The following is a 16862-nucleotide window of genomic DNA, read 5'->3' on the forward strand; positions in this document are numbered from 1 at the left end:
GCACACGGTGGGCTCGAGGTACGTGGGTGATTATGCTCCGTGATGGAACGTACGGGAAATAACGTCGCGCTGTTGTTCCTTGGTGAGCTTTACGAAGTTCACGGCGTACCCGGATACCCGAACAGTGAGATTAGGATAGTTCTCCGGGTGCTCCATGGCATCTTCCAAGGTGGAACGGTCAAGGACGTTGATGTTGGCGTGATATAAGCCAGCATCCATGTTGTGTGCGCTGCGGGCGGCTTTCATGCTGCGGAGACGCTCGTCAAAAGTTTTGGTGCTCATTCTTTTCTCCTTCGTAGTTCTTAGTAAAAATATCTTCTAGCTGCAGGTTCCAGGGTCATTCATGATGAACCCCGCATCAAGCACACCAACCAGATTGTTAACCTGCTCCTGCTTATCGCGGCCCAAGCCCGAGGGGGTGATGGTGTTGGTTAACGAAATACCATCGAGGGCATCGTGATAATCCAATTTGCCCACCGACAACATGGAGGACACCATGCCATGGTTATCGGCTCCGTTTTCTGGATTGGCACCGGGGGCAAAGGGGGTCCCGGCCTCGTGGCCTGAAGGGAAGGACCCAGTGGCTTTGCCGTAGACCACATTTGAGGTGATGGTTAACACCGATTGAGTAGGAATTGCATCCCGATACATCGGAATTTGCTTGATCTTGTCCATGACGGTGTGAACCACAGTGGCGGCAATGTCATCTGCGCGATCATCGTCGTTACCGTAGATGGGGAAGTCACCTTCGGTCCGGTAATCAACTACAAGGCCAGTGTCATCGCGGATGGGATAAACCTTGGCATAGCGGATTGCAGATAGCGAATCTGCGACGATGGATAAACCAGCGATACCGCAACCCATAGTGCGCACAATATCTGAATCATGGAGCGCCATTTCTACGGCTTCGTAGGCGTAGCGGTCATGGCAGTAGTGGATAATGTTGAGTGCTTCCACATAGGTTCCGATGACCCAGTCCAACATTTCCTCATAGCGTTGCCAGACTTCATCGAAGTCCAAGGGGCCGTCGCCCTCTATGGGAGCGTGAGGTTCTGCAACAATCTGTTTTCCAGTGACCTCATCACGTCCACCGTTGATGGCATATAGCAAAGCCTTAGCAGCGTTGACGCGGGCGCCAAAGAATTGCATTTGCTTGCCTACCCGCATCGGAGAAACGCAGCAGGCGATAGCTGCGTCATCGCCCCATTGCTCCCGAATTTGGCGGTCTGATTCGTACTGGACCGAGGAAGTTTCAATAGAGATTTCGGCGCAGAACGACTTATAGCCTTCGGGGAGGGAGGGATCCCAGAAAATCGTGATATTCGGTTCCGGAGCCGGACCGAGGTTGCGCAGAGTTTGAAGTAAACGGAAGGAAGTTTTCGTAACCTGAGAACGGCCATCTTCGGAGATGCCAGCATCAGACCAGGTGGCCCAATAGGGGTCGCCCGAGAAAATCTGGTCATAATCGATGGTGCGCAGGAAGCGGACGATACGCAGTTTAATGACCAGGGCGTCGATAATTTCTTGAGCATCTTGCTCAGTGATTAAGCCACGGGCCAGGTCGCGTTCAAAGTAGATGTCAAAGAATGGGGAGAGCCGGCCAAAGGACATGGCTGCTCCATCTTGACTCTTTACGGCACCGAGGTAGCCGAAGTAGGTCCACTGGACTGCTTCCTTGGCGGTGTGAGCCGGACCGGAAATATCAAAGCCATATGATTCAGCGAGGGTCTTGAGCTTTTTGAGTGCTTTGATCTGCTCAGAATGCTCCTCCCGATAACGCGCCCAATGCTCGGAGAAGTTCTGGCCCGCAACAGCGTCTTTAGCCCGCTGTTTTTCCTCGATTAATTTGTCAATACCGTAGAGGGCTACTCGTCGGTAGTCGCCAATGATACGGCCACGCCCGTAGGCGTCGGGCAAACCGGTGATGATATGTGAGGAACGGGCGGCGCGAATTCGTGGGGTATAGATATCGAATACCGCATCATTGTGGGTTTTCCGATACCGAGTGAAGATTTTCTTGACGTCAGGGTCTACGTCTTTCCCGGCTTCGTGAATAGCGGTTTCTACCATTCGCCAGCCGCCATAAGGCATCATGGCCCGCTTGAGCGGGGTATCAGTTTGAAGGCCGACGATGACGTCATCTTCATCATTGATATAGCCAGCCGGAAATGCGTCAATATCAGCCGGAGTGTGGGTATCTACATCGTAGACACGACGCTTACGCTCTTCGGACAGATAATGCTTTTCTAGATAATCCCAGGTACGAAGGGTTTTATCGGTCGCGGGGAAAAGGAAAGAAGAATCACCTTCATAAGGAGTGTAGTTCTTCTGAATGAAATCCCGAACATTGATATTTTCTGTCCAGTCACCTGGGGTAAACCCTTCCCAGGCTTCCGTGGCAGCTGAAATAGTAGTCGTCAATATTTTTACCTTTCACTCAATCACGGGTTACGCGATGTGTGTCGGTCAAAGTGCCGAGGGTATCGGCAATCTTTTATCACGGTCAACAGCTCAATCGAGGTAAATCGATCAAGTATCACCGCTCACGGAACCTATTGTAGGACGATGTGCCCCAAAGGTAGGGTTTTTATACTTGTGGAATCGGGCACACCCGGATGTGAGTGGCACGACATTGGGTCCGATTATGTGAGCTATTGCCTTAATGCTTGATCGAAGAAATGATATTCGTGTTCGCACGCAGCAAGATAAGCTTCGACGGCAGCTATACGTTGCTGAGGAGTGGCGCGTTCAAAAGCCTGTTCCGCCCGGAGCAACGCCTGTCGAACGTCCTCAATGAAAGCGTCCTCATCACCATAGACGTCAAGCCATGCCCGATAAGGGTGCACCGGAAAATTACGGTGGGATAAGGCTTTACCTACTTCGGCATACAACCAATAGCAGGGCAGAACCGCAGCAACCCCAACAACATAATCGCAAAGTGACGTTGTGGCTTTGAGGAAGTCAGTATAAGCAGCAGTCACGGTAGACATTCCGGTGCGGTTGACATCATGATCACGCAACCAGGTGCGGTGGAGTTCCGCTTCCTCCACAATGCACTGTTGAGAACCCGCAACCCACGCCAAGGAATCAGAGGTTTCCGGTGCTTTAGCTCCAAGGGTTGCCAAAGCCCGCGAATATTCTCGGAGATAGAGCGAATCTTGGTAGAGGTAAAAACTGAAGTCTTTCGGTTGCAAAGAACCTTCACCGAGTTGCTGGATAAAGTCCGAGTTCAGGGTGTTAAGCCAGTAGTCATGGCCAATACGCCATAAAGCGTTAGTCCAAGGCCCAGGTGCCGCAATGCGGGGAAGATCAACGGGATTCCGCGGTGACGGCCCCAGACGGTGAGGTGTGGTTCCATCGCAGAATGGCACATGCTGAAGCTCACGGTACCTGGGAATGTGAGCCTTTCCATTTTCAGCTAGGCGCCTAGCTTGGTGGCTATGATCTACTGGACCATGCCCATATCCGACGCCCAGAGCTTCACCATGAACAATGGCTTCACGCAACCAGGACGTGACCCACGTGATAGCCTCAATCCGATCTCCACCCTGGGCCAGTTTGGTAGCTAGTGCGGAAGATAATGAGCACCCGGTGCCGTGGGTAGATTCAGAGTGAACGCGGGGGTTAGAGATGCGATAAACCGCACCGTATTTATCCACAAGGGCATTATCGGCTTGCGGTCCGCTCAGATGACCGCCCTTGACAATGACTGTGGTGCTAGTCCGTTGTGCCCATTGTTTAGCCAGTTCAACGGCCTCATCAAAAGAAGATATCTCCTCCACCCCGCAGAGAACGGCTAGTTCTGGAATATTGGGGGTGATGTAATCAGCAAGTTCGGCGAATTTTCGAACAGCATCTTCGGCTTCTGCTGCTAAGAGACGATGGCCGCTCGTAGACACCATTACTGGATCTAGTACGACGACCGGTGGGCGATTCTTTGTCAACCACTCAGATACGACAGCGGTGGTGTCGCTATCTGCCAACATTCCAATTTTGAGAGCGTCAATCGTGACGTCGTCGCTCACCGCTTCTAGTTGCTGCTTGAGAAACTCCGATGGGGGACTGAAAATATCACGGACACCGCATGTGTTTTGGGAAACCAAGGCGGTAACCACCGCCATGCCATATCCACCAGCGGCTGCGATGGATTTGAGATCTGCTTGCAGACCAGCTCCCCCAGAAGGATCAGTACCAGCGATGGATAACACCCTCGGAATGCTGCCCCTGATTGCGCGTGACCCGGTAATACATTTCCGAAGATCTCTAGCTGCTTGTTCTGGATTCAGCGAGGTCATAATTTCGGAGACAACGCAGAGTCCGTCAACTACCGTGTGCTGGATGATGTCGCTTGCGTTATCGAGATGCACACCACCAATTGCGACGCAGGGCATACCGAGGCTCTTAGCTTTGTGGGCGAGATTTATTAGCCCTTCAATTCCTAACGGAGCAGCGGCGTCTTGCTTGGTGGAGGTAGCGCGGACTGGGCCGATTCCTACGACATCTGGGAGAGGAAGGTGTGCGTCATGGCAGCGTTGGACAATATCGTCAAGTTCTGACTCCACCGAGATAGAAAGCCCGATCATAAGGTGTGAGGGCAAGGCGCGTCGAGCTTCCTCATAAGGAGTGTCATCTTGGCCGATATGAAGGTGAAGCCCTAATTTGAGAGCACAATCGAGCCGATCATTGACGAAGAGAGGAACTCTGGCCCCAATAATTTCACTTAATGCGCGGGCGCGTTCTTCAAAGGTAGCGTCATCAGCGTGTTTATCTCGCAGCTGGACAGCAGTGACGCCACCGCAGATAGCTTGGTCGACAATGTGAGGAACCTGATCGGGCCCGCCCCCCTGGTCAGGATCGGTCACGAGGTAGAGATCCCAAAAATTAGGCATTGTGGTGTTCCTCCTGGATCTCGATAGCGTGGAAAATATCCTGGTCGGTCAGGTTATAGAGAGCGTCAATCCACGCCGCGTGAAAGCTGCCAGGCCCGGAGGAAGAAGCTGCGGCGTGCGATCCAGCGGCACCGAGATGAGCGTGGGCAGCGAGAACGGCATCATGGGCGGAAATTTTTTGATCGGCGGCAGCGCCTAAGTAGGCGGCGCACACTGCACCAAGGGAGCAACCCGTGCCGATGAGACGTTGCATAAGTGGATCGCCGGAAGTTAACCAGGTAATCCGATCAGCCGAAACAATGAGGTCTTGAGGTCCCGAAACCGCCACGACACAATTGTGCGCTTGGGCCAGATGGCGGGCTACGTCGAGCGCACTGGTGACCTCATCAGTAGCGTCCACACCGCGTCCGCCGGATCCCATTCCCGCTAAGGCGGAAATTTCCGAGGCGTTTCCCCTGATGGCGGTGGGATGGCGCTGGACGATCTCCTGGCAGAAACGGGTGCGGTGAGTAAGCCCCCCGACAGCGACCGGATCCAGCACCCAAGGGGTGTTGCTTTTTGACGCGCCCTTAATAGCGGCGCGCATTCCTTGATACTGTTCAGCGGATGGGGTTCCGGCGTTTATTAACACCCCGGAAGCAACTTCAGCAAAACCTTCGGATTCCTCCGGGGTGTCGCACATTGCCGGAGCAGCGCCCACTGCGAGCAACACATTTGCGGTAATTTCAGCAACAACTTTGTTGGTGAGACACTGCACCAACGGGGAAGTTGACTGTAGAGCATGAAATGCTTCAGATAAAGCAGGCTGTGTCATCAGGTGACATCCCTTCGCTAGTTCGAACTAGAGCAGGTTCAGCGGGTGTTTTCTCAGCGCCGGCGAAATCTTAGCGGCGCACCCCGTGTCCCTCTGGCCCGATACTAGCAGCTGGAATGGACCTGACCACCTAACCGTGTTTAACCTTTATATTGGTTAGTTTCCCGCACCTCGATGGGAAGATCACTGTCATCATCAACAGAACGGCCCAGCTTCAATAAACCGGTGCGAGCATGAAGTTGTTGGCGGGTGACTGCCAAGTTCCAGCGCTTCTTTGACAGGGCGTTGATACCCCAAGAGACGATGGACACGAAGCGATTTCGGAAACCAACGAGATACATCACGTGCACCAAGAGCCACAGAACCCAACCAAAGAAGCCGGTGACTTCGATCTTCCCCATTTTTGCTACCGCAGAAAAACGGGAGATGGTGGCCATGGAACCTTTGTCGATGTAGTCAAATGGTTCTCGTGCGGATTCCTCGCGGCCCGAAACCTCAGCGGCAATTTGCTCGGCTGCGTATTCACCGCCCTGGATTGCTACCTGAGCGACGCCGGGTAGGCCATTGAGATTGATCATGTCACCAACGACGAAAACGTTGGAGAAGGTTCCCACAGTCAGGTCATTATTGACGGGAACGCGACCTGCGCGATCAACTTCTAAGCCAGCCTGATCTGCGATGAGCTTGCCAAGTGGGGAAGCGGAAACACCGGCGGACCAAATCTTGCAGAAGGAGTTAATGGTGTGTTCGGAACCATCGACGGTGGACTTATATGTCACTGTGTTTTCGTCCACATTGGTCACGATGCTATTGGGTTTAACAGTAACTCCTAGCTTCTCTAACTGCCGCTGGGTATAGCGGCCGAGTCGTTTTCCGAACGGCGGTAACACCTGCGGGGCGCCATCAAGCAGGACAATTTTCGCCGAGCTTGGTGCGAAGTGACGGTATTCATCAGCGAGGGTGCGATGAGCCATTTCAGCAAGCTGACCAGCCAGCTCAACGCCAGTTGGCCCCGCCCCAACGATGGTGAAAGTGAGGAGTTTTTCGCGTTCCACAGGGTCACGGGTCAGCTCAGCTCGTTCGAAAGCACCCACGATTCGAGCCCGGATTTCCAAGGCATTATCAATGGTTTTCATGCCCGGCGCAAACTCCGCGAAGTGGTCATTGCCGAAGTAGGACTGGTTAGCGCCAGCAGCGACAATCAAGTAGTCGTAACTGTAGGTGGTCTGGTAGTGGCCCAAGGAAGCCGTAACCGTTTGTTCGGCAAGATTGATGTCAGTGACTTCGCCCTTGATGACGTCGATATTATCCTGCCGGGCTAACACCTGACGGGTCGAAGGAGCGATTTCACCGGAGGACAAAATGCCGGTAGCCACCTGGTAGAGCAGGGGCTGAAAGAGGTGATGGTTAGTGCGGTCGATAAGAGTGATATCGACATCTTCATTGTCCAGCTCATGGGCGGCGAATAGTCCGCCAAACCCTGAACCGATAATTACCACATGCTTGCGGCCACCATCGGGACGGTAAACCTCACTCATGAAATAAAGATCTCCTATTGTCATGGGGGATATCTGGAAGTTCTGACAACGTCAGTAGAGAACTATCGTAGACCTGTCGCTCAGTAGTTGTGTCATTCGCCTCGGATAAAAACAATTTTTTCTGCTATGAACTTGTCGGATATCCTCCTCGCGCCTCCCCGAAAACGCGCGCTTAGGCAGTAGGATATTCGAGGTGATAAGCGGCGAGCATCTGGCAGAAATCGACCCTGAACTGTGGCCTGGGATAGTAGAGATTCCGTCCGGACCTGGTATGTCTACCTGGGCTCGTCTAGCTGAAGCACGATTCGCCCGGGCATGTTTCAAAGCTGGTCTTTCGCTAGAGGGCATTGATGCTGATTTGATTGTTGATCAGGAGGCGTTATTTCCCCGTCTAGCGCGAAACGGCTGGGTGGGATTAGCTGAATCCTGGATGGCAGGAGAGTGGCGGACTAAAGATTTGACGAGGGTTCTTCGTTGTCTCCTGGACGTTGGGTTTAAAGCTCGACGTCGCCGGCCCCATTTCCGCTTTGATGATTATGACGGAGGCGGCTTGCCGCCGGAACTGATCCGGGTCAGCACAACCGATGGAATGAGCTTCTTCGGCGGAATCTTTACCGGAGTTTCCACAACGGAGCGCACCGCTGTTCCTAGTCATGTGCGCGGAGCCGGACGAGGAAGCGAAGCAGGCACCCACTTTGTGGATATCACGACCATTGATAACCCGGTGGAAGTAGAACGAGCGGACCTTTCAGATGCCCAGCGCCGAGCAGTTCTGCGGTTGTTGGAAGAAACTCACGTCTCTCCAGGATCTCACGTCCTGGAATACCCAGCCAGCGGGGGATTAGTTGCTGTTGAAGCAGCACGGCGTCGAGCTACGGTGGATTCCCTGAGTGCCGATGACAATGTGCTGGCAGCAATTAATGAGCCTTTGGTGTTAGCGGGTGTTTCTGACTCAGTGCATCTACAGCCCTTGGAGCATCCAGTAGCGACGTCGCAGGAGTGGCGGGGTCGCTATGACGCCATTATTTCCATGGAATACATGGAACTTCTCAGCGCGCGAGAGCGGAAACTGTTTGTGGCTTCTATCGAAAGAATGTTGGATAGCTCGGCTCGCGCGGGAGTGCAAACTGTCTGCGCTACCCAGCAACTACCGGACGTTGCCCATGAGGCACTTGATGCGCTCCGGTTGTATATTTGGCCGGATCTTCGTTATCCCACGGTAGAGGATGTCCACCGCCTCGTTGATCGGCACACCACCATGCGGGTCATCGCCGAAACACACAGTGCGGGGCATTATGCGCACAGCTTAGAAATGCAGAATTCTCAGTTTTTGGGAATGCAACGAGAAGCCGCAGCCGACGGTTTCGACGCGGTATTCCGACGGATGTGGCATTATCAATTTGCTCTACGCCGAGCATTATTTGACCTAGGATGGCTCGATGCTGTGCAATTCACCTTAACTGCACGGCATCGGGGAGGGCGACGCTAAGTAGGCGTCGGACGGCCTAGATTTTTCTCAAATCATGGTCCCGGGTCTCTCTTGTCTTCAGAATCGAGATCAAGGAGATGACCGAGACGATCAGGAGATAGAAGCCAACAGCGGAGACTCCATAATTGACCGCTAAGCTGGTCGCGATAAATGGAGCGATTGCTGCGCCCAGAATGGATGAGACGTTGTAGCTAATTCCGGATCCGGTGTAGCGGACGTTGGTGGGGAAGAGCTCAGGTAGGACAGCAGACATGGGGCCGAAGATAAGACCCATGAGGAACATGCCGATACAGAGGAAGATGAGGACGCTTACTTTGGTGGCGCGATCCTGAGATAGGAAGAAGCTGAAGGTAAAGCTGTAGACGATGATGGCTAAGGTCACCCAGGTTAACGTCACGCGGCGACCATAAACGTCAGCGAGGTGACCGGAAACTGGGATACCGATGACGAAGCCGAGAATCGAAATGAGCTGGAGAACGAGGAAGTCGTTGTAGTGGATTCCTAGCATGCCGCGTTCCACGGGACCAATGCCATAGGAAAGAATCCAGGTGGTCACCAAGTAGAAGAGGGTGTAGCAGCCGACCATAATAAAGGTTCCGGCAATAAGCGGAATCCAGGCGTTGCGGAATACCTCCGCAAGGGGGGAGGTGACTTTTTTGCCTGAATCTACTGCCTCTTTAAAGACTGGCGTCTCATCGAGTTTGAAACGGACCCACAGACCGATACCGACGAGAACGATGGATAGCCAGAAAGGAATCCGCCATGCCCAGTTCAAGAAGGAAGCCGTTGGGTCACTGGTGGAGTCGCCATAGATGGTTACTAAAACGAGAAAGAGTCCGTTGGCCAGGATGAAACCAAAAGGTGCACCGAGTTGTGGCCACATAGCGGCTCGGGCGCGTTTACCGGGTTCGGCGGTTTCGGTAGCTAGCAGAGCAGCACCGGACCATTCACCACCAAGCCCCAGGCCTTGACAAAAGCGCATCAGCGCCAGGAGAGCTGGGGCGAGGATGCCGGCTTGGTCATAGGTGGGGAGACAGCCGATGATGAAGGTAGCGATTCCCATGGTGAGGAGGGAGCCAACTAAGGTTGCTTTGCGGCCGATGCGGTCACCGAAGTGTCCGAAGATGATTGATCCGAGCGGTCGGGCTAAAAAGGCGAGACCGAATGTGGCGAAGGATGCCAGAAGGCCGACCATGGGGTTGTCGTTCTTGGGGAAGAACAAAAAGGGGAACACCGCCACTGCGGCGGTGGCGTAGGCATAAAAATCGTAGAACTCGATGGTGGTGCCGATGGTTGAACCGATGATGATGCGGCGTCGGTCTTTCTTGGATAGCCGCGGGGAATCGGTATCCGGAGTGGTGACGGGTGCGCTCACTAGGGCCCCTTTTCTAGCAAAAGATACGGAAAAAAGATGATTGGCTAACCCTAGCTATTCCATCTGATGGAAGTCAAATCTCGTAAAATGAGATACAGTTTATGCGTATTGTTCCGGGGTATCCCTGAGGGCAAGCCAAATAATTCCGCTGGCACTGGCAGCAGCTATGGCAGCGATCCATAGCGGTGCGGCCATCCCGAAGTTTTCTAGCGGACCAACCAAGGTAGGGGCCAGGGCTGAGCCGATAAAGCGAACGCCAGAGTATGCGGAGGACGCTACTGGACGAGATAGGCCGGTATCTGACATAGAAACGGTTGTCAGGAGAGTGTTGACAATTCCGACGCAGAATCCGCCGATGATCACTACCACGATTAGGGGAGTAACGCGGGTGGAGAATAGTGCCATAAGGATGTGAACTACGGCAACAGATAGAATGGCGGTGAGGAGTACTGATTGAGTACCGAAACTGGCAGCAAATTTCGGAGCCACCCAGACGCTGGAAATAGCTAAGCCGGTACCCCAACCGAAAAAGACAAAGCCCAAATGGATGGGGGTGAAGTGAATTCCGGCGATGCTGGCTGCGTGCTCTACGGGGAAAGGTGAGTAGACCAGCATCATGATGAAAGAGAAATTAAAGAATAGTGCTCCGAGGGCAAGCCAGCGCATACCTGGGTGGAAGGCGCCACGAAGGCCGTCGAAGAATTGGAGCGGAGGTGTTGATGTGGTGGATTGAGTTTGAAAGAATATGACGATGGCTATGAGAGCACAGCCCATGAGGATGGCGGTGCCGGCGAAGGGGCCACGCCAAGAAACCTCGCCCAGTAGGCCGCCGAGTAGCGGGCCGAACGCAAAACCCAGACCCACTGCGGCTTCATAGAACATCACGGCCATTGTGGCGTGAGATGTTGCTGAGACGATGGCGGATAGCGCGGTGGAGACAAATAAAGCGTTGCCCAGGCCCCAGCCAGCACGGAATCCAATGATGTGGTTTACGCTTCCGGCGATAGTGCACAAGGTGGCGAAGGTAACAATGACAGCGACGCCGAGGATTAATGTTCGACGAATGCCTATGCGGGTTGACACCCAGGCGGAGAAAAACATCACGATCGCGGTGATGAAAAGATAAGAAGTAAAGAGTAGTTCTGTTTGGCCGGCACTGGCATTTAGCTGTCGAGCAATCGTCGGCAAGATCGGGTCGACGAGCCCTAAGCCCATGTAGGAAACAGTGCAGGCAAAAGTTAAAACCCAGACCTCGGGGGGCTGGGCTAATAGTGAGTTGGTCCGTTTCGGATTGCTCACTCGGGTATCTCCTCAACAGTATGGTCGGGCGCATGGATATTAATAAGCTTTTCCAAAACCGGACGAGCGGCATCGAGTATTTTTAGCTCATCGTCGGATAAGACCTCAGTGAGTGGCTCTAAGCTATGAGCTACACTATGACGTAGTTCACGAAGCTCGATACGTCCGGCCGGAGCTAAATGTACCATCGTGGCACGACCATCCAGTGGAGAGCGTCGGGTTTCTACAAAACCTTGATCTGCGAGTCGTTTGATGACGCGGGAAGCGGTAGGCTGAGCGGTCATCTCAAGATCAGCTAGTTCGCCGATGCATAGCGGTCCACGGCGAGCAAGGTGGCCGAGAATCCGCCAGCTCGCTGATGTAGGTGGTAATCCTGCCAGGCTTAAGGAGTGGCGAGAGAAACGATTAGTCAGCAGCATTAACTCCGACCACCAGTCTGGACTTCCAGTTTCGAACGTCGGGTCGGTTGTTGGATCGTGTTCATGGGAATGCCCATGGGGGGATTGGTTGGTCATAAGAGCCAGAATACATTTGTAATCTATACACTCGGCCTATGTGGATGCATTTCCCAGCGTGAAAGTGTAAATATAAAATGACATAATGTACATTATCGGACAATTCTTCGCACTCTCCGGCAGATGAGGCGACGCCCGGGTGTCCTAATCAGTGTTTGTGCGGGATTCTTTAAAGTGCGGATACGCAGACTTAAGTTGCCACACGCTCAGTGCAATCAATATCAGGCACAACGCCACGAGCAACCCCGCTCCGTGAGACATGAGGATGTAGATAAGGAACGCGATGAGGATGATGAGGCGGACGCAGAGATACCAAAAATAATTACGTGGGTTTAGGGACATGTCTTGGCCGCCTGTTAATCTGAGGTCTTCTTAAAGGCAAGCCGGATATTGAGTTCACCGTCTTTTGCTACCTTGGCAGCAATAAAATCCGGGGTTATTACGCCAAAATCCTCACGGTTAATAGGAATGTTGGCTGAGGCGATGAGACTATCGCCATCACGAAGAACGAGGAAGTCTTCGCTAATCTCTTTTGTTTTCCCCAGAATAGTAATATCGCCAGTGAGTTTCACGGTTCCGGGGTTACCGTTACCAGGAATTCCGCTAAGGTCCACAGGGCTGGTTAACCGAAAGGAAGATTCCGGGAATTTATCAGTAAACAGCAACTTATTGCGAACACTAATATCCCGTTTGGCTTCATCCGTGGTGATATTGCCCATTTGGACAGTGATGTCACCACTCCGGAGCTGCTCGCCATCAATATCAATAGCGCCGCTGACCTCGTGCGTCGTGCCCGACGTCGTCTTATGTCCACTCGGTAAGATTTCTTCGAACGTAAATCCCACTGCTGAGCTATTAGGTGCCTTGCCTTTGGCGACTTCCCAATGCCCGGCTAAGTCAGTACTAGCTGGTTTGGCATGATCGGCATTAAGCGCTTCGGTTTTAGTACCGGCGCCCATCATATGTGAGACAACCATGGGAGCTATCCCAGCCAGCACAAGGAGCACAATCAGAACAGAAAGAATTACTACTACCTTGTTGTTACGCTGTGGTTTGCGTCGCGGCGTTCCCATACCTACCTGAACTTCTCAACTTTCCTCGCCAGGACTACTAATTCCTGACATAATGTCTTCATCTCTGAGTAATCAGCGCCATCATGAACAGCTGACACCATATCCTCTGCGGCGCACCGCAAAGCATACAAATCATCACGATACTCTTCCACCTGCTCCGGAGGGATGATAATGCTTCCCGTGGGTAAACTCTCCAGCACTCGCTGCTGACGGTGTTGATATGCCTGCTGGCGGCACGATGCACTGCAGTACTTCTTTGGTCGACCACGGCGAATGATTTTTATTGGGGTGCCACACCATTCACAGGTTGGTGCTGGTGAGGGCCTAGCTTTCACCCGTACCATCCTAACCTATATCTCCGGGAACAAAGTATTATCGCCTTTCGTTATACTGTAGTGTCTACTGTGCCTCCTATAGGGCTATAGGGTGCATCCACTACCTGGAAAGGACTGATGTCTAAATGGCAGACCGCGTGCTTCGTGGCAGCCGGATGGGTGCTGTGAGCTATGAGACTGATCGGGACCACGATCTAGCTCCCCGTCAAATGGTGAAATATCGCACCGAAGACGGTGAGGTGTATGAAGTTCCTTTTGCTGAGGATGCAGAAATCCCAGGCACCTGGATGTGCAAAAACGGCAAAGAAGGCATCCTTATTGAAGGTGAAGGCACTGAAGCCAAGCCAGCTAAGCCACCGCGCACCCATTGGGATATGTTGTGCGAGCGCCGCAGCATTGAAGAGCTCGATGCTCTGTTAGAAGAAAGAATTGAGCAATTGCGTAAACGTCGACGCAATGCAGCGAAACTGCTAAAGCAGCAAAAAGAGCAAGAGGCTCAAGAGGCAAAGCAGTAGGAGGAGCGCCCCCCCACTACCCTATTTTTCCAGCCCCGTTCCGCTTGGTGTGAGAAAAATCAACGGAAACGGGGTTTTTCTTAGGCTGGATTAATCGGCGTCACGCATCCGGCGTCGAGCTTTTAACTCACGACGTTTACGAGCGCGTTCTCTGGCAAGGGTGGTAAAAATGCCGCGAAGTTCCTGGAGCTGACTGAGGCGGTGCTGGATACCCCACTTAGTCACTTCCAGTAGCGAGTCTTTCACAAAAGAGCCATCTAGCTTGGACTCGCCTATTTCTCGTTCAGTGAACGTGATAGGTACCTCACACACATCGGCGCCAGCTTCGACCGCCCGCCACGCAAGCTCAACTTGGAAAATATATCCGGCGTGGGATAACGCATCTAAGTCAAGTTTCTCTAACAGCTCACGACGATAAGCCCGGTAGCCAGCGGTCATATCGCTAAGTCCAGCACCAAGTGCAGCAGAGATATAAATATTTCCGCCGCGGGAAAGAATCCACCGCTTCTTGGGCCAATTGACCACCTTGCCGCCGTCAATATACCGAGATCCGATCACTAGATCCGCGCCGTTGTCAATTTCCGCTAAGAGCAGATGAAGTTGCTCCGGGGCGTGGGAGCCATCAGCATCCATCTCACAAATCACCTGGTAATCATGCTCAACGCCCCAGGTGAATCCAGCCATATAGGCAGCGCAGAGTCCTTCTTTACCTTTGCGATGTAAGACGTGGATCTGGCTATCCTGGGCGGCTAACTCGTCGGCTTTTTCCCCGGTTCCATCAGGGCTATTGTCATCCACCACCAAGACATCTACCGTGGGCATCGCGGAGCGAACTCTGCCAACAATCAGCGGTAGGTTTTCCAACTCGTTGTAGGTCGGGATAACCACCAGAGTCAGATCGGAGGGGTTTGTCATTTCTTCCTCTTCTTTCTTGCCCTCTTTTGCTGTGCTGACACAGGATGAAATTGATGTTTGAATAGCGCTATCGCACCACTCAAAACACCCATAATAACCATCAGCAGTTGAACAATAACACCATAGCGCGCAGCAAAGGTGAGATTATCTCTTAAGGGCAATTCGGCAACTAAATGATTAGCCTCAAAAATGCGGGTTGATTGGCTGACTGTTCCATCCGGCTGGACCATGGCCGACACTCCGGACGTTGCGCTCACTACTACTGCCCTATCTAGTTCGAGAGCACGCATTCGGCTCATTGCTAATTGTTGATAGGTCATATTCGTAAAACCAAAAGTAGCGTTATTTGTAGGTGTGCTTAAAAGTTGGGCGCCGTGAAGCACAGCGTCTCTTCCGGCATTATCAAAAGCCACTTCATAGCAGGTAGCAATTCCTAATTTGATGCCGGCGATAGTCACCACACCGTCCCCGGTTCCAGGTTGGAAATTTCCAGCTAGATCAACATATTTACTGACATGCCGCAGAAGATTGCGCATGGGCATGTATTCCCCAAACGGCTGTAGATATTTTTTGTAGTGAAAATCCTGGGGACCAGCCTTAGGGTCCATAACCAACATAGTGTTGCGATCCCCCACCTCATCCTCGGTAATCGTCCCAATGAGGATGGGAACACCAGAATGCTGTAAGGCCTCCTCAACTAGCTGCGCAGATTGAGGATCGCGCAAAGGGTTCACATCAACTGAATTCTCCGGCCAGATCATAAAATCAACCGGCTCTGTAACCTTTTCGCTTTCGCGCACATGGTTTGTCAACACAGCTCGCCGTTGCGCATTGAAATCCAAACCCATTCGGGGAACATTGCCCTGGATAGCGGCCACTGTACGAAAGCCCACCGTGTTATCTGGATTATTAACCTGACTATGGGCAAGGATCGTCGCTAGGGCGATAACACTCAGCGAGAGAACTGACATGGTGCGCTTGCTATGCCACACTAACGCCAGCAAACTTGCTGCGCATCCTACTGTGGCGGCGGTGACGAGCGCGGGTCCTCCCCAGCGAGCTAGTGATGCGAACGGGCCGTCGATTTGACCCCAAGCGAGACGAACCCAGGAGAACCCGCCAAAAGGCCAGGAACTGCGGAAATATTCGACGGACACGAAAAATAGCACAAAGCCTGTTAGTCCCCATCGTTGTTTTAATATCAGCGCACCAACACCGCCCAGAAGAATTCCATAGAGACTTAAGGCGAAAACTAAAGCCAGATAGGGTGTTTTCCCTACGAATTCGCCAACCCAGGGAAGCAAGAAAAGAAACGCGACGAGGGATTGCGTGAAACCTAGAACCATGCCCCATCGTGCACTCACGGTGCTGGATAATCGGGTGGGCGAGTTCCATGGGGAGAGCCCGAGGATAAGGAAAATGATGGAAAGAATACCGGCTGGCCACCACCCCAAGGGTTCGAAAGAGGCGTAATAACCCAGCCCTGAGGCGGCCATGAGGATGAGGCGAAGGAAGATAACCACGAATTCTTAGTTATTCTTTTGATCTGGATGGTTGGTACTGTCACCGTTTTTAGGCGCGTCCTGAAAATCCTCGGGGGTAAGGTTTTCTGTCCACCGTTGAATCTCAGTTTCATCAATGACATCTGGTGCTGTGTCGTGATGGGGAGAATCTGGGTTTGCGGTTGGGCGGACATCACCGTATTGGAAATGCCGAAATTGTCCGGTTCTTTCAAAGGTGCGGATTCCGATATTTTCGATACGATTGCGCACTTTTCGAGCTAAAAGTCGACGGAACATACCTCGGGTAGGTGAAAGCACGAGGAGCAACCCCAGAATTCCACTGACAAATCCAGGTAAGGCCAGTAATAAACATCCCGCCAAGATTAACCCTAAGTCCCCCACGGCTGTACCAGGATCTTCTTGACCTCGAGAGGCTTTCAAAGCGAGTTTTCGTAGCTCTAGGCGAACAAGCAATATTCCGATGATGAAGAAGGCGAATAAGAGCAATAACGCCCATCCGGTTCCGATCCAATGCGCGACTCCCCAAAAGGCCAGGGCTTCAGTGAAAACATAAGGAATGGTTAGTAAAAGTGGCACGCTTAT

The 16862-nt window shown here is 52.6% G+C and carries 14 protein-coding genes, 2 pseudogenes and 1 riboswitch; of the genes and pseudogenes, 2 read left to right on the top strand and 14 right to left on the bottom strand.

The genetic code is table 11. The annotated features are described in order from the left end of the window. Positions 1–30: 30 nt before the first annotated feature. From grcA2 to GP475_RS05775, 5 genes and pseudogenes are all read right to left on the bottom strand, one after another. A pseudogene (gene grcA2 / locus GP475_RS12650) lies at positions 31–621 on the bottom strand (autonomous glycyl radical cofactor GrcA2). After that, positions 601–2421, bottom strand: a pseudogene (locus GP475_RS05760) (pyruvate formate lyase family protein); the annotation flags it as partial. The pseudogenes grcA2 and GP475_RS05760, both read right to left, overlap by 21 nt. A 230-nt stretch (positions 2422–2651) precedes the next feature. Further along, a complete protein-coding gene (locus GP475_RS05765; protein WP_187975658.1) occupies positions 2652–4889 on the bottom strand; it encodes a bifunctional hydroxymethylpyrimidine kinase/phosphomethylpyrimidine kinase in 2238 nt (745 codons plus the stop codon). Then, on the bottom strand, positions 4882–5703 hold the full coding sequence (gene thiM / locus GP475_RS05770; protein WP_187975659.1) for a hydroxyethylthiazole kinase: 822 nt from the start codon (positions 5701–5703) through the stop codon (positions 4882–4884). The genes GP475_RS05765 and thiM overlap by 8 nt, the downstream gene beginning before the upstream one ends. Continuing rightward, a riboswitch (TPP riboswitch) is annotated at positions 5696–5799 on the bottom strand. (Overlaps the previous gene by 8 nt.) A 44-nt stretch (positions 5800–5843) precedes the next feature. Further along, a complete protein-coding gene (locus tag GP475_RS05775; RefSeq protein ID WP_187975660.1) occupies positions 5844–7241 on the bottom strand; it encodes an NAD(P)/FAD-dependent oxidoreductase in 1398 nt (465 codons plus the stop codon). A 193-nt stretch (positions 7242–7434) separates the two neighbouring features. Here GP475_RS05775 and GP475_RS05780 point away from each other — a divergent pair, with 193 nt between their 5' ends. Beyond that, positions 7435–8730, top strand: coding sequence for a class I SAM-dependent methyltransferase (locus GP475_RS05780; protein ID WP_262485244.1), 1296 nt, complete (start codon positions 7435–7437; stop codon positions 8728–8730). Between the two features lie 16 nt (positions 8731–8746). On the opposite strand, the gene GP475_RS05785 is transcribed toward GP475_RS05780, so the two are convergent. From GP475_RS05785 to GP475_RS05810, 6 genes are all read right to left on the bottom strand, one after another. Continuing rightward, on the bottom strand, positions 8747–10105 hold the full coding sequence (locus GP475_RS05785) for an MFS transporter (RefSeq protein ID WP_187975661.1): 1359 nt from the start codon (positions 10103–10105) through the stop codon (positions 8747–8749). Between the two features lie 99 nt (positions 10106–10204). Next, positions 10205–11404 (bottom strand): MFS transporter, encoded by a 1200-nt coding sequence (locus tag GP475_RS05790; RefSeq protein ID WP_223144681.1) that lies wholly within the window; start codon positions 11402–11404, stop codon positions 10205–10207. Beyond that, the gene (locus GP475_RS05795; protein WP_187975662.1) at positions 11401–11919 is read right to left on the bottom strand and encodes a MarR family winged helix-turn-helix transcriptional regulator; all 519 of its coding nucleotides are present in this window, start codon (positions 11917–11919) and stop codon (positions 11401–11403) included. The genes GP475_RS05790 and GP475_RS05795 overlap by 4 nt, the downstream gene beginning before the upstream one ends. 144 nt (positions 11920–12063) lie before the next feature. Then, a complete protein-coding gene (locus GP475_RS05800) occupies positions 12064–12261 on the bottom strand; it encodes a hypothetical protein (RefSeq protein WP_187975663.1) in 198 nt (65 codons plus the stop codon). A gap of 14 nt (positions 12262–12275) precedes the next feature. After that, positions 12276–12992 (bottom strand): YceI family protein, encoded by a 717-nt coding sequence (locus tag GP475_RS05805; protein WP_187975664.1) that lies wholly within the window; start codon positions 12990–12992, stop codon positions 12276–12278. Between the two features lie 2 nt (positions 12993–12994). Next, the gene (locus tag GP475_RS05810) at positions 12995–13327 is read right to left on the bottom strand and encodes a hypothetical protein (RefSeq protein ID WP_394367418.1); all 333 of its coding nucleotides are present in this window, start codon (positions 13325–13327) and stop codon (positions 12995–12997) included. 125 nt (positions 13328–13452) lie between these two features. On the opposite strand from GP475_RS05810, the gene GP475_RS05815 reads away from it, so the two are divergent. Further along, positions 13453–13842 carry an RNA polymerase-binding protein RbpA gene (locus tag GP475_RS05815; protein WP_187975665.1) on the top strand — a complete coding sequence of 130 codons (390 nt, stop codon included), beginning with the start codon at positions 13453–13455 and terminating at the stop codon, positions 13840–13842. Between the two features lie 90 nt (positions 13843–13932). On the opposite strand, the gene GP475_RS05820 is transcribed toward GP475_RS05815, so the two are convergent. The 3 genes from GP475_RS05820 to GP475_RS05830 are packed head-to-tail and all read right to left on the bottom strand — an operon-like array spanning position 13933 to position 16856. After that, the gene (locus GP475_RS05820) at positions 13933–14757 is read right to left on the bottom strand and encodes a polyprenol monophosphomannose synthase (RefSeq protein ID WP_187975666.1); all 825 of its coding nucleotides are present in this window, start codon (positions 14755–14757) and stop codon (positions 13933–13935) included. Continuing rightward, the gene (gene lnt / locus GP475_RS05825) at positions 14754–16253 is read right to left on the bottom strand and encodes an apolipoprotein N-acyltransferase (RefSeq protein WP_187975812.1); all 1500 of its coding nucleotides are present in this window, start codon (positions 16251–16253) and stop codon (positions 14754–14756) included. The genes GP475_RS05820 and lnt overlap by 4 nt, the downstream gene beginning before the upstream one ends. Before the next feature lie 33 nt (positions 16254–16286). Then, positions 16287–16856, bottom strand: a complete 570-nt coding sequence (locus GP475_RS05830; RefSeq protein ID WP_187975667.1) for an FxsA family protein — start codon at positions 16854–16856, stop codon at positions 16287–16289. Positions 16857–16862 lie beyond the last annotated feature (6 nt).

Origin of the sequence: Corynebacterium poyangense (assembly GCF_014522205.1) — a bacterium.
GTDB classification, from domain to species: Bacteria; Actinomycetota; Actinomycetes; order Mycobacteriales; family Mycobacteriaceae; genus Corynebacterium; species Corynebacterium poyangense.

What these genes read in the sequence shown, in the direction of transcription:
- GP475_RS05800 (WP_187975663.1), bottom strand. Translation starts at nt 12,261, where the DNA reads ATGTCCCTAAACCCACGTAATTATTTTTGGTATCTCTGCGTCCGCCTC.
- GP475_RS05795 (WP_187975662.1), bottom strand. Translation starts at nt 11,919, where the DNA reads ATGACCAACCAATCCCCCCATGGGCATTCCCATGAACACGATCCAACA.
- GP475_RS05815 (WP_187975665.1), top strand. Translation starts at nt 13,453, where the DNA reads ATGGCAGACCGCGTGCTTCGTGGCAGCCGGATGGGTGCTGTGAGCTAT.
- lnt (WP_187975812.1), bottom strand. Translation starts at nt 16,253, where the DNA reads ATGGCCGCCTCAGGGCTGGGTTATTACGCCTCTTTCGAACCCTTGGGG.
- GP475_RS05775 (WP_187975660.1), bottom strand. Translation starts at nt 7,241, where the DNA reads ATGAGTGAGGTTTACCGTCCCGATGGTGGCCGCAAGCATGTGGTAATT.
- GP475_RS05820 (WP_187975666.1), bottom strand. Translation starts at nt 14,757, where the DNA reads ATGACAAACCCCTCCGATCTGACTCTGGTGGTTATCCCGACCTACAAC.
- GP475_RS05765 (WP_187975658.1), bottom strand. Translation starts at nt 4,889, where the DNA reads ATGCCTAATTTTTGGGATCTCTACCTCGTGACCGATCCTGACCAGGGG.
- GP475_RS05805 (WP_187975664.1), bottom strand. Translation starts at nt 12,992, where the DNA reads ATGGGAACGCCGCGACGCAAACCACAGCGTAACAACAAGGTAGTAGTA.
- thiM (WP_187975659.1), bottom strand. Translation starts at nt 5,703, where the DNA reads ATGACACAGCCTGCTTTATCTGAAGCATTTCATGCTCTACAGTCAACT.